General features: G+C 51.9%; 10 protein-coding genes. 1 reads left to right on the forward strand and 9 read right to left on the reverse strand.

All coding sequences use genetic code 11. The features are described from left to right. Positions 1–69 precede the first annotated feature (69 nt). The 7 genes from ACH50O_RS04280 to ACH50O_RS04310 form a co-directional block, all read right to left on the reverse strand. The gene (locus tag ACH50O_RS04280; protein WP_446810801.1) at positions 70–558 is read right to left on the reverse strand and encodes a cyclic nucleotide-binding domain-containing protein; all 489 of its coding nucleotides are present in this window, start codon (positions 556–558) and stop codon (positions 70–72) included. 60 nt (positions 559–618) lie between these two features. Next, positions 619–1,884: a glucose-1-phosphate adenylyltransferase gene (gene glgC, locus ACH50O_RS04285; RefSeq protein WP_446810802.1), complete on the reverse strand. Its 1,266-nt coding sequence runs from the start codon at positions 1,882–1,884 to the stop codon at positions 619–621. 100 nt (positions 1,885–1,984) lie between these two features. After that, complete coding sequence (locus ACH50O_RS04290) at positions 1,985–2,458, reverse strand: carbohydrate-binding protein (RefSeq protein WP_446810803.1); 474 nt, start codon at positions 2,456–2,458, stop codon at positions 1,985–1,987. Positions 2,459–2,792: 334 nt separating this feature from the next. Next, positions 2,793–4,688 (reverse strand): transketolase C-terminal domain-containing protein, encoded by a 1,896-nt coding sequence (locus ACH50O_RS04295; RefSeq protein ID WP_446810804.1) that lies wholly within the window; start codon positions 4,686–4,688, stop codon positions 2,793–2,795. A 618-nt stretch (positions 4,689–5,306) separates the two neighbouring features. After that, positions 5,307–6,431, reverse strand: coding sequence for an aminotransferase class V-fold PLP-dependent enzyme (locus tag ACH50O_RS04300; RefSeq protein ID WP_446810805.1), 1,125 nt, complete (start codon positions 6,429–6,431; stop codon positions 5,307–5,309). Positions 6,432–6,507: 76 nt separating this feature from the next. Next, positions 6,508–7,062 (reverse strand): M15 family metallopeptidase, encoded by a 555-nt coding sequence (locus tag ACH50O_RS04305; protein WP_446810806.1) that lies wholly within the window; start codon positions 7,060–7,062, stop codon positions 6,508–6,510. Between the two features lie 7 nt (positions 7,063–7,069). Then, entirely contained in the window at positions 7,070–7,873 is an 804-nt protein-coding gene (locus ACH50O_RS04310) for a phytanoyl-CoA dioxygenase family protein (RefSeq protein WP_446810807.1), read from the reverse strand. 336 nt (positions 7,874–8,209) lie between these two features. Here ACH50O_RS04310 and ACH50O_RS04315 point away from each other — a divergent pair, with 336 nt between their 5' ends. Then, a complete protein-coding gene (locus tag ACH50O_RS04315) occupies positions 8,210–9,739 on the forward strand; it encodes a cation:proton antiporter domain-containing protein (protein WP_446810808.1) in 1,530 nt (509 codons plus the stop codon). Positions 9,740–9,762: 23 nt separating this feature from the next. On the opposite strand, the gene ACH50O_RS04320 is transcribed toward ACH50O_RS04315, so the two are convergent. Beyond that, positions 9,763–11,133, reverse strand: coding sequence for a hypothetical protein (locus ACH50O_RS04320; protein ID WP_446810809.1), 1,371 nt, complete (start codon positions 11,131–11,133; stop codon positions 9,763–9,765). Positions 11,134–11,135: 2 nt separating this feature from the next. Continuing rightward, positions 11,136–13,649: a DUF2339 domain-containing protein gene (locus tag ACH50O_RS04325; RefSeq protein ID WP_446810810.1), complete on the reverse strand. Its 2,514-nt coding sequence runs from the start codon at positions 13,647–13,649 to the stop codon at positions 11,136–11,138. Between the last annotated feature and the right edge of the window lie 261 nt (positions 13,650–13,910).

Consider the following 13,910-nt stretch of genomic DNA (forward strand, 5'->3'; position numbering starts at 1 on the left):
CAAACGGTGCGGGCCATCAAGTTAAAGCCGGGGATTTTCAAGCGATGCTCCGGAGCCAAAAGCCGCGGATTAAAACAAACTATCGATATCGTGCGCTTTCAGTCCCCAGCTAAACAAACTGGAAAGCCGTTTATTGCCTTGCCTAATACGTGGCAAAATAATGCCGATCCAGTGTGTCAATAAACCGTAACCAATTTCGGGATTAGCGTCCAGGAATGCCTTCAGCTTGATCGCATCGATGACTGCCAACAGACACGGGCTTACCGTTTTGACCGTGGCGTTATGCGGTTCGTCATCAAAAAAACAGGAATGGGCAAACTCGTCACCGTCGAATAGCTCGCACAGTCCGGACAACATCTGTTGATTTTCGGAAAGGACCACGCGAGTACAGACCGATACTTGCCCGTTTAAGATTACGTATGTATTCCTGCCTTTATCGCCTTCTAAAAATACCACTTGATTGGCGTCGTACGCTTGTTGATACCAATACTGTCCTTCCGAAAACTCCGGGTGTGCAAGCAAGGATTTAAGAGTGTAGAGAGGGACGGACTCAGTCATGCGTTTGTTTTATATTCAATTATGAAAAAGGTTGATGCCGCGAGCCGCACTTACATCCGGTTACCTGACGTAATGTAATTTTTGTCCGAGCATCTCCGCAGTTACCAACACGACACCGCCTTCGCTGACATAAAATCGACTTTTGTCTGCATCCGGATTTTCACCAATCACGGTGCCTTCGGGAACTTCGCAGCCTTTCTCGACAATGGCTTTACTGATACGGCAATTTTTGCCGATTTGTACTTGCGGCAATAAGATGCTGTCTTGGATTAACGAGTGTTCTCTGACAACCACATTCGAGAACACCATGGAATGTTTGACGGTTGCGCCGGAAATAATGGAGCCGCCGGCTATCATTGAATCAACCGCCTGACCGCGCCTGCCGTTATCGTCAAACACAAACTTAGCCGGCGGCGTTTGTTCCTGATAAGTCCAGATAGGCCAGCTCGCGTCGTATAAATTCAAATCCGGTTCGACACCGATTAATTCCAGATTGGAGGCCCAATAGGCGTCTATAGTCCCGACATCGCGCCAATAACTTTGTTGGCCGCTTTGCAGATCCAAAAAGGGGTAGGCATTCACTATATGGTCATCGATGACGGCGGGAATGATATCCTTGCCGAAGTCGTTGGTGGAGTTTTCCAGTTGAGAGTCTTTTATTAATTGTTGCCATAAAAAGTCGGCATTAAAAATATAGATACCCATCGATGCCAAGGCCGTATCGGTTCTACCGGGCATGACCGGCGGGTTGGCCGGCTTTTCCACAAAGGCTCTGACTCGGCGATTGGCATCCACATCCATCACGCCAAAAGCAGACGCGTCTTTTAACGATACTTCCAGGCAGCCTATGGTTAAATCGGCATTTTTTTCGACGTGGTCGATTAACATCGCCGCATAATCCATTTTATAAATATGATCGCCGGCTAGGATTAAAATATGTTCCGGTTTACGGGTTTTCAGAATATCGATATTCTGTAATACCGCATCGGCGGTACCTTTGTACCAGGAGTTTTCGTCGATGCGCTGTTGAGCGGGCATTATGTCGACATATTCTCCAAATTCGCCGCGCATAAAGCCCCAGCCTTTTTGAATATGGCGAATCAAAGAATCGGCCTTGTATTGCGTCATTACGCCGATTTTACGAATACCGGAGTTTACGCAATTGGATAACGGAAAGTCGATAATACGGAACTTTCCGCCAAAAGGTACGGCGGGTTTCGCTCGCCAATCGGTCATATTCATTAAGCGCGAACCGCGTCCTCCGGCAAGAATTAAAGCTATAGTATTTTTAGTAAGTTGATGGATATTGTGGGTAGGCGCTGACATTGTCATATCTTCAGATAAAATAAGCTGCTGACCGAATATGTTTAATAGGTGTATCCTGGTGTTTCAAGGCTGTTAAAGTCTTAAAGGCATCAGTAAAAACTCAAAATACACGCATTTTTTCAAGCGAGGCAAACACGCTTGAATCGCTAATATCCGGAGTGATATTTAATTCGATAATACTTACCGCAGGTAGATCGATAATATGCCGTTCCGATTCTGCGGTCCCGCCTTCCGGATTAAAATTCCATTGCTGACGGACGATTTCCAAGAACGAGCGGCCGTTATCCGACGACATGCGGACCGTGTATTCCTGCGTTCTGGCGATGTCGGCTTCGAGAAAATCCAGTTGGATGGCTTTGATCGGTTGGGCTTGGTTAAACAACAGCCGAATGGTTTGCTTGCCGGGGGTTCCTGCTCGCCAACCTTGGCTAAAACCAGGCAATAAAGCGGCTTCGATAGGGTGCCGGGAATCCTCGGAACTCACTTCAACGTCTGCAAGTTCCGCCAGGCTTAGACAGTTTTCGGCTAAACACGCGGTGTCTGATCGAACGTTGCCGATGATTCGTTTTTGCATTTTCCACCCAGTGCAAGACTGCTAGACACAGCCGAAAGATATATTGAATTGCTTACGTAAAGTTAAGCAGTACTGCGAACAGATTAATTGGGTTGCGAGCTCTTTTTAAGATGCGCCGAGATTCTGTCTCCAAGAACCACATAAATGGCATAAGAAAAAAACAGCACCGTTAAGACATAAATTAATTCCGACATGTAGTGCCTTTTTGAAGCTTAGAGTTATGGTTTCCTGCAAATTTGACCAATTGGATGATTGCCGATAACAACACCATATATTGCGACGAACCGCAGCCAAAAAATATGGGCACTTCCTTGTGCCCCAAGAGTGGGGAGGATTAACCCTTCAAGAAGCTGGCCATGATGCCGGCCGGGTCAATACCTTGATGCGGGAATTGCTCCCACAAACCGCCGCAACCTTCTTTATGCGTCGCAATATGAGAGTATTTCGGTGTGTAGCCACGCTCCAGTAACCAAGTGCCCATCCGACTGCCCAAACCGGTTTTACGGTTGAATGATTCAACCACCAATATTTTGGGCGATTTGCCGAGCTTCGCCAGCATATCTTCGTCGATGACATTAAGCGTAGGTTTGTTAATTAAGCCTACATCGACGCCTTGTTGTTTCAAGCGTTCGACCGCATCCAGCGCACGATACAAGGCTTCGCCGAAACTGACGATATAGCCGGCAGTACCTTCGCGAATGACTTCGTCTTTACCAGGCACGAATTTATAGTCGCCACCGAAGAACTCTTTGCCGTCGCTATCCAAAATAGTCGGCACTTTGGAACGGGTGGAGAAAATAAAACGCAAACCCGGATCGAAGAAGACTTTTTCGACGCAGGCTTTCATTTGCAGCGGATCAGCCGGGAAATACAGCTTGGTATCGTAGCCGTCGCTCAAACCGTTATCGGCGAACATATTGTTCAAACCGAAATGGCAGGTGTTGTCGGCCATGTCGTCAATGCCTGAGTGCGAGAAATGGCTAAGCACGTTGGATTTGTTCAAACGGGCCATGGTGATCTCAGACATCAGCATTTCCAAGAACGCGCTGAAGGTACCGAAAATCCCTTGCTTGCCTGCTTCCATACCAAAACCGGCTGCCGCGGAGAAGTTGCCGCGCTCCATAATGCCGGAGGAGATAAATACTTCCGGGAAGGCTTTATGGATTTTGAACAGGCCACAAGAGCCTTCCAAGTCGCTGTCCACTACCCGTACTTTGGCAACCCGTTCCGCTTCAGTCAAACGACCCAAAACTTCCACGCAGGCATCGCCGAAGACGTTGCGGTTGGCATCCCATTTGTCGCTGGAACCCAAAAATACCGCGTCATTTTTTGGCGCTTTTACTTCGCGCAAAGCATCAGCGGCCGCTTGTTGGCCGTGCGACTCCAGATATTCCAGCGCGACTTTCACGGAGACTACATCGTGACCGTGAGTCGAACCTTCCAGACCAACAATGCCTGGGCACATCGGACGGTGGTTAATCACTGCAACCGGGCCAGGGGTATTGATGGCGGTGATGATACGTTTGTACAGATCATCCAGGTCTTCGCCATCGCCTTCCAACACGGTGACGCCTTGACCGGCCAGGGTTTTGGCGGTGCTGCAACCTTTCAGATATTCGGACGGATGGCCGGCGATGGTGACGTTGTTGTCGTCGATGATCAGTTTGACGTTCAAGCCTTGCGCCACGGCCAGACGGGCTGCTTCCGCGTCGTTACCTTCTTGTTGCGAACCATCAGAACCCAGGCAGAATAGGATTTTGCCAGGGTTGGCAATGGCCACGCCGTTGACATAGGGCCACATGTGGCCCAAACGGCCGGAACTGAATTTCACGCCGGGGGTAAAACCCAATTCAGGGTGACCCGGCAAATGCGAATGCGCGGCGCGGTATTCCACCAGTCGCTCGGCCGGCAGGTCGCCGTTCAGCGTCGACATCAGATACTGAGTCGCCACCCGATGGCCGGCTTCGTCGAAAAATATCGGCACGAAGCCGTCCGGTGAACCGCGGAATAAGGCATCCATGATCACCACTTCCGGCACGGTATCGTAAGGTCCGCCGGTATGGCCGCCTACACCGCGCGCCGCGCCGGTGGCGGTAAAAAATACGATGGCATCCCGGCAAAGCTGAATATTGGCTTTGAGGCTGGCACGTTGTTCGGCAGTTAAGGTTGAATTATTCGGATTTAAAGCAATGCGCTGATAAGCGCCAAGATCGATTGGAAATTTGGACATAACTAAGCTCATGGTGAGGATATTATTTTTTATAGACGCGCATTTAGTTATTACGCTGTCGTTATTATCACGGCATAAACAAGAAAACACCCCAGGCAAATATTAAAAAATGCCAGTTGCTTAATGACCACAATAATGACGTTTTTTTGCAAAAGCCGTTGCTTATATGCGGTGTTAAATTGTTTTTTTATACCGTTGGAGCCAACCTTACACCCATTAAAATGGGCTTTGCAAGCCTTATTCAAAGGTCTTTGCGTGTGTAAATAAATTTAAATCGGCAGAGCTTCCTGCAAGAATTTGATGTATTTGAATTTGCACACAGAAAATCAAGAAGTTATTAAATTGTCGGATTTACCAAGCAAGCGATACAGCCGAAAAATAATTTAATTTTTCGGCTGTATCGGTGTCGGTTTAGCCGTTTTCGCAGAGTATTTCCGGCGTTGCGTTCTGGCAAAAACAGCGTAGTGAATTTGGTGCCGGCGGACTGGCTGATTACAAACGAGCCCACGGTAAACATGGAGATGCAAATCCGGACTGTGACGGCAATATCCGATTGGTTGCCACTTCTTCTGTTACAAGCAAAGAAGCTTAATCGTGGCCGCCGTTGCGCGATGTTTTTTAGGAATACTCCGCTGCCAATGTCAGCGCTCGCTGAAGTTCAGGCAAGGTATTATAAAAATGCGGCGAGAAGCGGATGCCGCCGCCGCGTAAGGCGCATACCACGCCGTTTTGCTGTAGATGCTTATACAGCAAGTCGTTCGCTATCTTATGGTGTTTAAAGTTGACGATGCCGGATTTCAAAATGCCTTGCGGTTGCGACAACAAAACCAGATCGTCGCTTGCGCCGATAGCGTTCCGCAGATAATCGCTACGTTCCAAGACTAGCGCTTCCACCGCGGTCATGCCGGTTTCCAGCAATAAGGATAAGCTGGCGGACAGGGCATGGATACCCAACATGTTCGGACTGCCGCATTCGAACCGGCGCGCACCGGGGTGAACTTCCCAGGGCAGGTTTTCGTAGTTATGGGTGTCTTTCATCATATGCCAGCCGTATTGGCTGAGCTTTAGCCGGTCGCGGGCTGCCGGGTTGGTATAAAACACCCCCAGGCCTTCCGGACCGAACATCCATTTATGGCCGTCGGCCATCACGAAGTCGGCATGATAGGCTTGCACATCGAATTGCACCGCGCCCAGGCTTTGAATCGCATCGATGCAAAACAAGATGTCGCGTTGTCGGCAAAACTCGCCGATGCGTTCCAAATCCATGCGCAAGCCGGAGGCGAACTGGATGGAGCTGACGGTCAGCAAACGGGTATTGCCATCCACCAGCGCAAACAAGGCGTCTTCCGGCGTGTCGGCGCTATGCAAATCGGCTTCTCTAAACCCCACGCCGCGCTCGGCCAGGGCTTGCCAGGGCAGGCGGTTGGAGGGGAATTCCTCGTTGCTGGAGACGATGTTGTCGCCGGCCTGCCAGGGTAGGCCAAAGGCGACGAAGGATAGGGCCTCCGAGGTATTTTTCACCAGCGCAATGTCGTTAGCCGATGGCGCATTGAGTAAGGCTTGCAATTGGCGGCGGATTTCGTTTTCCTTCTTCAGCCAATCAAGATAGTAATGTGAGCCGAACCGGCAGTTTTGTTCGGCAAACTGAATCACGGCGGCACTGGTGCGTTTCGGCCAGGGCGCCACGGCGGCGTGATTGAGATAGATCAAGTCGTCGACTAAGGGGAATTCAGGATGTTTCATGGGTTTACTGGCAGCGCCGCCGCAGAGTGAAAATGCGATCAGTATAATTTATCGGCGGATTCCCGGCCGATCCGTTTTAGGTCTTGTCATCGCCGCGATAACGCCAATGCCATGGTTCGTAGACGTATCCATAAATGTTATCTCTCGGGAACGACAAATACAGCCCGAAGCGCTCGGCATTGGCTGCCAGCCAGCGGTAGGCATCGGTGTTTTCGAAAGCCTCGCCAATATCGGGGCAATCAGGACTGCCGATGTCGATCGCACAACCGCCGTGATGCTCGCTATAGCCGGGCGGCGCGTTGACGGTGAGGATATGCGCCAGGCTCAGCCCGCGCTCAAGTTTTCGGCGAATGATGGTAGCCTGGTATTCCACACTACGGAATGCCGATACCATGAGTAGGGCGACGCCATCGTCGGCCGCCGCGGCTTTGAGTGCTTGCCAGGCGACCGCGGCAGGCGGTTTTAGCTGAAAAATTCGGCCGTTCGCGGATATGTCGGCGGTGACCAGTACTGCGGGCTCCGGCCAGGGGATCAAATTTTTGCTTGCGGGCAGGCCCGGCGGAATGCCCGGTTCTTGGAATATCGAACCGACTCGGGCAAAAAATTCGTTATTGCTTACTGCTTGGTGCATTTTGGCGTCAAATTGTCGGATGATCTCGGGGCTCTAGCAGCATAGTGCGGGCTAGTTTGTACCATTGCGGGTTTTCGATGGCCTCCAGTTCGGCGGATGTCGGCAGATTGTCGGCATCGAGATACTGCAAGGCGTACCGGTGCGGTCTGCCGACGCAAAGATCCAGGGCTTTTCTGGCCGAATTTAAACTGTAATTGCCGCGATGCAGCATTTGCGCATCGAAAATCAAAATATCGCCCGCTTCCAGGCCGATTAACAAGGTATCCGGTAGTTGTTCGCTGTTTCGATGACCGTTTAATTCCAGCCGCACATCCCGTTCCAACGTGGTATCCCAACGTTGGTGCGTGCCCGGTATCAGTTCGATGCCGGTTTCCGGCAGCAGTGGAATCCGGATATGCAACGAGAGCAAATTCAACTGCTCGGCTTGGAGCTCGGCGTCGCCCAACGGGCTGTATTGTAAATCCCGGTGCCAATAGGGCAGGCGGCGATTTTGATGAGGATTGAAGAAAAGCTGCGTATTGTGAAAATAAATCCGCGGGCCGAATAGGCCGGTTGCAAGTGCTGTCAGGCGATCCGAGGCCAGGAGCCGAAAAAAACGCAGCCGGTCTGAGGCATGATGAGTGAAATAGCGTGGGTTGGTCAGCGAATGCATATTGACCAATCCTTGCTCGACATAACTAGCGTGGTTTTCTTCCAGCCATTGCTGATGAATCCGGTCGACGATATTCGTCAACGCAGCGATTTCCGGGGTGCTGAACAGCGATTTAACGACTAAATATCCTTGCTGCCGGTAAGTGTCTGCGGGTTCCATGGCTTTGTATCCGGTTGGTGGGCGACGATCCGTTCATATTCGGTTACGGTCTTGTTGGTGCCGGCATGCGGTGGAATCATTTTAACCCGCGTTTTCCGGCCTTCCACCAAAGCCATGTAAGTTCGATACGGTGGTCATGCGAAGCTTGTCCCTGCCTTTCGATGAGGTGCTATTTCTGAATACCCGCAGAGTTGAGCTAATCGTCCGACAATTTGCCAGCTGGAAAACACCGGCTACCGTCTATCGGCGGTAACCGGCAAAATTTAGCCAGAAAACTTTCAAAACAAGTTACGATCCCAAATATATTAAACAATGTTTATGTTTTGGTTGATCGATATGATGGAATTAATCTGGATTAGTGCGGCTTATTTGATGGGCTTGGTGGCAAGCCGCCTGACTTTTCCGCCACTGGTGGGCTACCTGGTGGCGGGGTACGCATTACATGCTTTGCATATCGAGCCCTTGCCCAATTTAAGTCATTTGGCGGATGTCGGTATCGAATTGCTGTTGTTCTCGGTCGGTTTGAAGCTCAAGCCCAGTTCACTGATTCGCCGGGAAGTGCTTAGCGTCGGCGGGCTGCATTTGTTCCTGATGGCGATAATCTTCGCGCTGGTTTTTCTATGGTTGAATAAACAGGTGACCGGCGGATTGGTGCTGGGCGTCAGCCTGGCGTTTTCCAGCACAGTGTTGGCTATCAAGGTGCTTGAGGACAGTGGAGAACTGTCTTCTTTACATGGTCGCGATGTCATGAGTATCTTGATTCTGCAGGACATCGTGGCGATAGGACTGTTGGCTTTGGCCGAAGGTAAGCAACCCACGCCCTGGGCGCTGGCTTTGTTTTTGTTGCCGCTGTTGCGGCCGTTCGCGCATCGCATGCTGTCCGTGAGCAGTTCGTCGGAGCTGAAGCTGCTGCTGGGTGTGTCCTTGGCTTTAGCAGGCGGCGTGGCCGCGGAACGCGTCGGTATCGCAGCCGATATCGGCGCCTTGCTGACCGGCATCATGTTGGCCAATCATGCCAAGATCAATGAATTGACCGATCGCCTGTGGAGTTTGAAGGAATTGTTTTTGGTGGCATTTTTTCTGCAAATCGGTTTGAGCGATTTGCCGAATCGCGAGCAGATTTTTCATGCCCTGGAATTACTGTTGCTGTTGCCGATGCAAGGCGTCTTGTTTTTTAGTCTGTTTTTGTTGGCCGGATTGCGGGCGCGCACCGCTTTCGTTTCCTCATTGGCTTTGATGACGTACAGCGAATTTGCGTTGATTACCACGGGAGCCGTGGTCAAGGCGGAACTGCTGCCGGCGGAGTGGAACGCAATTATTAGTTTGGCGGTAGCCGGTTCGTTGGCGGTAGCCGCGCCCCTAAACCGCTATTCCCACAAGTTGTTTTCCTGGGTCGAACCGTTTTTGGTGCGATGGGAAAAAAAATCCGGCAATCCGGATCGCTTGCCGGAATCTTTCGGTGTTGCCGAATGGCTAGTCATCGGCATGGGGCGTACCGGGGTGTCTGCGTATCAATCGTTATCCCGCCAAGATCAGCGGGTCGTCGGTTTAGATGCCGATCCCACCGTACTGGAAAATCTGTTGGCTACCGGCAAACGCGTGGTTTACGGCGATGTGGAAGATAACGAGTTATGGAGCGGGCTGCGTTTGGAAAGAGTCAAGGGCATCGTCATCACCGTGCCGGCGTTCGAAGCGCGGGCCATAGCCATCAGTCAGCTGCGCAAACGAGGCTTCGAAGGTAAGCTCGGGACGATTTGTTACCACCGTAGCGAAGAGCGGGAATTAAAACAGCTCGGCGCCAGTTTCGTCATTCATCCGCTGGTGGAGGCGGGCAATCAGTTGGCCAGGCAGATGCTGGGGGAATAGCGCGACTGGTCCGGCCGGATGTATCAATTTTCGTCACTTAGGCCGCCAATTCGCTTGCCGACTCTAAATAAACTCCAAGCCAGCACCAGTACCATCAGTCCGATCGCCAAGCCGAGGAACAGGTGGCTATTCAATAGCTTGGCAAAATCGAATTTTTCCTCTTTAGGCGTCAACGCGGTTTCCGGGCCCAAGCCGGCGGTCGTGCTTTGATAGCCTCTGCGCAGTAATTCTTGGATCGGTGCGGTGTCGTAGCGCGGCACGTCGATATGGTCGGCGCCATACTGTAAGCGATAACTCAAACCGGCTTGCGGCAGAAACAGCAATTGATAGCCTAGTCCGGTGCCGGTGATCGTGTTGATATGCAATGCAGGATTGTCCTGATTGCGGATCAGAATGCGGTAATGCGGTTGGCGTTGTTCCGGGAAGGAAATGCCGGTTTGATCGCGGTTGATGTCTTGATAATGCAAGGTTTCCAGCGTAGCGCTGCCGATAGTTTGCATTTGGGTGGCTATGCCTTGTTGCAGCGGGATTTGTACCTCCGCGTTACGGCTGAAATTCGGCGTCATGATTTGCAAATTAAAGCCGGTCAAAGGTTGCCGCAGGGTTTCGATATCGACCACGCTGGTTTTATGTTCCTCATCCTGGCTGATTTTGAAGCTGCTGACCGGGTAATCGAAAGATTGATTATCCGCCGCCAGCGTTTCGCTGTTGAGATGCCATAGATCGATGCGCTCGACGTGCAGCGCTTCGGTTTGTAATTGCGTCGATTCCTGGCGCTGCAATTCCTCGCTGCCGCGCAGCGTGCGGGTCAATTCCAAGAGTTCGGCTACCCGGGTTTGATTGGCTTTGGCGACGACGATCTTGAACTGGCGGAAGCTGTTGGCTGGGATGGCGACATCGCGCTTGCCGACGCTCATGTAGCGTGAGTAGTCGTAAATCAGCGCTTTATCCACCAATAGCTGCCAGTTTTCACCGTCGTTGGAACCGTGGATTTGTAAGGCGTATTCAAAATCGTGTTGGCTGGTGACCAGACTCAAGCCGTCGGCATTGGCCGCGTTTTTGTCCAGTTTTACGGTGATCACGAAGCCCTCGTCGCCGAATTTTTGCAAGTCCACCGTTTCGCTGCGGGCTGGTTGGCGGCGGCTTACGGTTTTTTGGCCGGCGATTTTTTGCAGCAAATACGGGGTCTCGACGCCGTTTTGATCGGTCAGGCGCAGGTCGCGAAAATCCGCGGCGCTGTTGGCGTAAACCGCGCTGTCCAGCGGCACGGCCAGCAAGTTTTGTTGCCCGCTATCTGGGGCTTGCACGGGCCTGCTAAACCGGTAAGCCGGTGCTTCGTTGGCCTGCGCTTGAGCAAATAATAGGCAACCCAGTACTGCAATTTTGGCGATCATGATCATGTTTCGTGGTCGGCATTGCCGATAAAAGTTTGTTGATAACGCATGTAAAAAAACGCGCCGCCCAGCGCCAGCATGCCCAGTACGATAAAGGCGACGATCCGGTAAATTTGTTCCAGCCGGGCCAAGTCGATGAAAAACACCTTCCAGGCCACGAGCGCAAACAGCGCTAGACCGACCAGGCGCAAGCTGGAGATTTGCCGCTTGATGCCGTTAAACACCAGCGTCAACGCAAATATCGACCACAAGATCGACACGCCGCCGGAGCGCAAACCCGGCACATATTGATACAGCAGCGAGTTAATTTCCAGACTTAAAAAGGTAAACAGCAATACCAAAGCCGCGCCGCCCAGCCAGTGGCGGATGTTGCCGGTGTCGGCCGTGCTGTCCGACAGACGGCGCAACGCAAATAGCAAAAAGCCTATGGTTGCGGTGAAATCCAGTAAACGCATCAAAGCCAGTTCGAACGAATAGCCGCCGCCGTAACGCAGGGTCCAGACGCTGTCGCCGACCGCAATATGGCCCAGCGTCAAATCCCAGGACGGCAGATCGAACAACAGCATTTTAACGAACACGCCGATCAGAAACAGCCGCATCGCTTGTAACAGCCAATCGCCGGCGCCGGCCACGTAGCGGGTTAACAGCAGCCAGCACGCCGCCAGCCAGATCAGCGTTAATACCGGCAATTGCAAGGGCGGGTACAGGTAGGCAAAGCTGCGGAATAATTCCAGTTGCAGCACGATAAACAACAGGCCGCCGCCGGCCAGCAGGATGATTTGCAACAGCAGATTGTCTTTTAGCCATAGCGGCACATCGTTGCCGGCATCGCAAGCTAAAGGCGAGGCAGGCGCCGGCTTTTCGATCAGCGTATGCGCCAGCGCTAGAGACAGAATCGGAATGCCGAAGCTGATGACCCGTTCCAGCAAGCCCAGCAAAAAGGCGCCGAACGACTGCTGGCTATCCATTTGCATGCCGTATTGACCTGGCAAGTCGATGAAACAAAAACGCACCAGTACCATTGCGTACAGTAGATACGCCACTTGCTTTAAAAACGCGCTCCGCAATTTACCGGCCATCCACAACATCACTAGTGCTTGCAGCGACCAGCTGACGGTAATCCATTGATTGGATAGCAGCAAGGGCAGGGTGATGGTGACGAAGAACGCCGCCAGGCCGATGAAGCTGATCAATAATTCCTTATCCGCCACCTTTCTGGCCAGGCAGTAATAAACGTGGCCGACATAAAATGCCGCCAGCGCCACGGTCAGCAAGGCGGTCCAAATTTGGCCGTAGGCTTCGTCGGTCAAATGGTAGGCGGCGCCGAAGAAAATCGCGGCATTGACGATCAGGCCGATTAAATCCAGCAGGGTCGATTTGGTTTGGTTGACCAGGCAAAACAAAAATACCGTGGTGGAATACAGCACAAAAAAACCGGTCAAAAACGGCAAGACCTGCCAGAAATACTCGACCTGATAGTTTTGCATCGAGCCGAAGAACAACAGGTAGTTAAAGAAAAAGCTCAGGAAATTTAATAAATGCCATTGCTTGTACCAGTTGATCGCCAAAATACCGGTACCGAGCAACAACATGTAACTAAACAAACCGGGAAAATTGACCTGGCCGGTAGAGAGCATAATGGGCGTGCAATAGCCGCCGATGATGGCAAAGATTGCCACCAACATGGAATCCAGCTTGATCGCCAAAAACGCTGCGCAAGCGGTCACTAAAATCATCAACGCAAAGGTCGGATAGACGTCCAGCAGATGGTAAAAACTGTGCGCGGCGAACACGCTGAAATACAACACCGCGATGCCGCCGCCCAGCAAACCCTGGCTGAAAAGATGGTAGTTGCCGCCGACCAGGCGCACGCCGCCGATGATCATGCCGACACCGGCCAGCACTGACAACGCCACCCGCGCTTGCTCGCCCAGCATGCCGTTGTCGATGGAGTATTTCAGAAAAAAGCCGATGCCGGTGACCAGAATTAGTACGCCGATACGCAGCAACCAGTTGCTGGCGACCGCGTATTCCATCGCCGCACCCTCCGGCCGATGGCCTTCGCCGACGATGATCCAGTTCCAAATTTCTTTGAGGATTTTCTGCGCTGCCTGCTCGAAACGGCTGGGCTCGGCGGGTTGCCAGGTGTTTTGACTCCAGGGATTTTCCTGGGCGGTTGCCGCAATTGGCTCCTGTATGCTCGCCGGAATCGGCGCTACCGGTTCCGCCGGTAGTTGGCTGGCGGCGATGTCGAATATCACCTGTTCCGTTACCGGCGCTTGGGCTTCGAATATGGCCGGCTGCTGCGGCGTCTCGGTAACCGTTTTTAACTGTGCTGGCGACAATTCCCGCAGTAGCTTACGGTCTTCGCGTAGCGCAGCCTCTATGTTGCGTAAGGTCCGATTAATTTCGTCCTGATTGCGTTTTTGGCGCCCCAATAAAGTGACCAACATCGCTATCATTACGATAGGTACCAAAACCAGTATAAAACCAATAAAACCGAAAAAATCGTCCACGGCAACTCTCCAGGGCTGGGTAAACGGCGAGTGATTGGGGTGAAGTAAACAGACTCTGCCAATAAGGTCTACTTTTCGCCTGCTGAGCGTGGCGAGGCACCATGTTAAACGTCAATGGGTAAAAAAAGAACGGTATTTGCGAGTGGGTTCAATATTCAGCATAGTCGCCTGTTGTACGGACGGCTATTAACGGCACGCCTGATCAGGATTTGTTCTATGATTGAGGTATGGATTACAAAGGTAAGCCTAGGATGATGTACA

It is taken from the genome of Methylomonas sp. 2BW1-5-20 (genome assembly GCF_052474515.1).

Coding starts and splice junctions, on each gene's coding strand:
- ACH50O_RS04280 (WP_446810801.1), bottom strand. CDS start 558: ATGACTGAGTCCGTCCCTCTCTACACTCTTAAATCCTTGCTTGCACAC.
- glgC (WP_446810802.1), bottom strand. CDS start 1,884: ATGTCAGCGCCTACCCACAATATCCATCAACTTACTAAAAATACTATA.
- ACH50O_RS04290 (WP_446810803.1), bottom strand. CDS start 2,458: ATGCAAAAACGAATCATCGGCAACGTTCGATCAGACACCGCGTGTTTA.
- ACH50O_RS04295 (WP_446810804.1), bottom strand. CDS start 4,688: ATGTCCAAATTTCCAATCGATCTTGGCGCTTATCAGCGCATTGCTTTA.
- ACH50O_RS04300 (WP_446810805.1), bottom strand. CDS start 6,431: ATGAAACATCCTGAATTCCCCTTAGTCGACGACTTGATCTATCTCAAT.
- ACH50O_RS04305 (WP_446810806.1), bottom strand. CDS start 7,062: ATGCACCAAGCAGTAAGCAATAACGAATTTTTTGCCCGAGTCGGTTCG.
- ACH50O_RS04310 (WP_446810807.1), bottom strand. CDS start 7,873: ATGGAACCCGCAGACACTTACCGGCAGCAAGGATATTTAGTCGTTAAA.
- ACH50O_RS04315 (WP_446810808.1), top strand. CDS start 8,210: ATGATGGAATTAATCTGGATTAGTGCGGCTTATTTGATGGGCTTGGTG.
- ACH50O_RS04320 (WP_446810809.1), bottom strand. CDS start 11,133: ATGATCGCCAAAATTGCAGTACTGGGTTGCCTATTATTTGCTCAAGCG.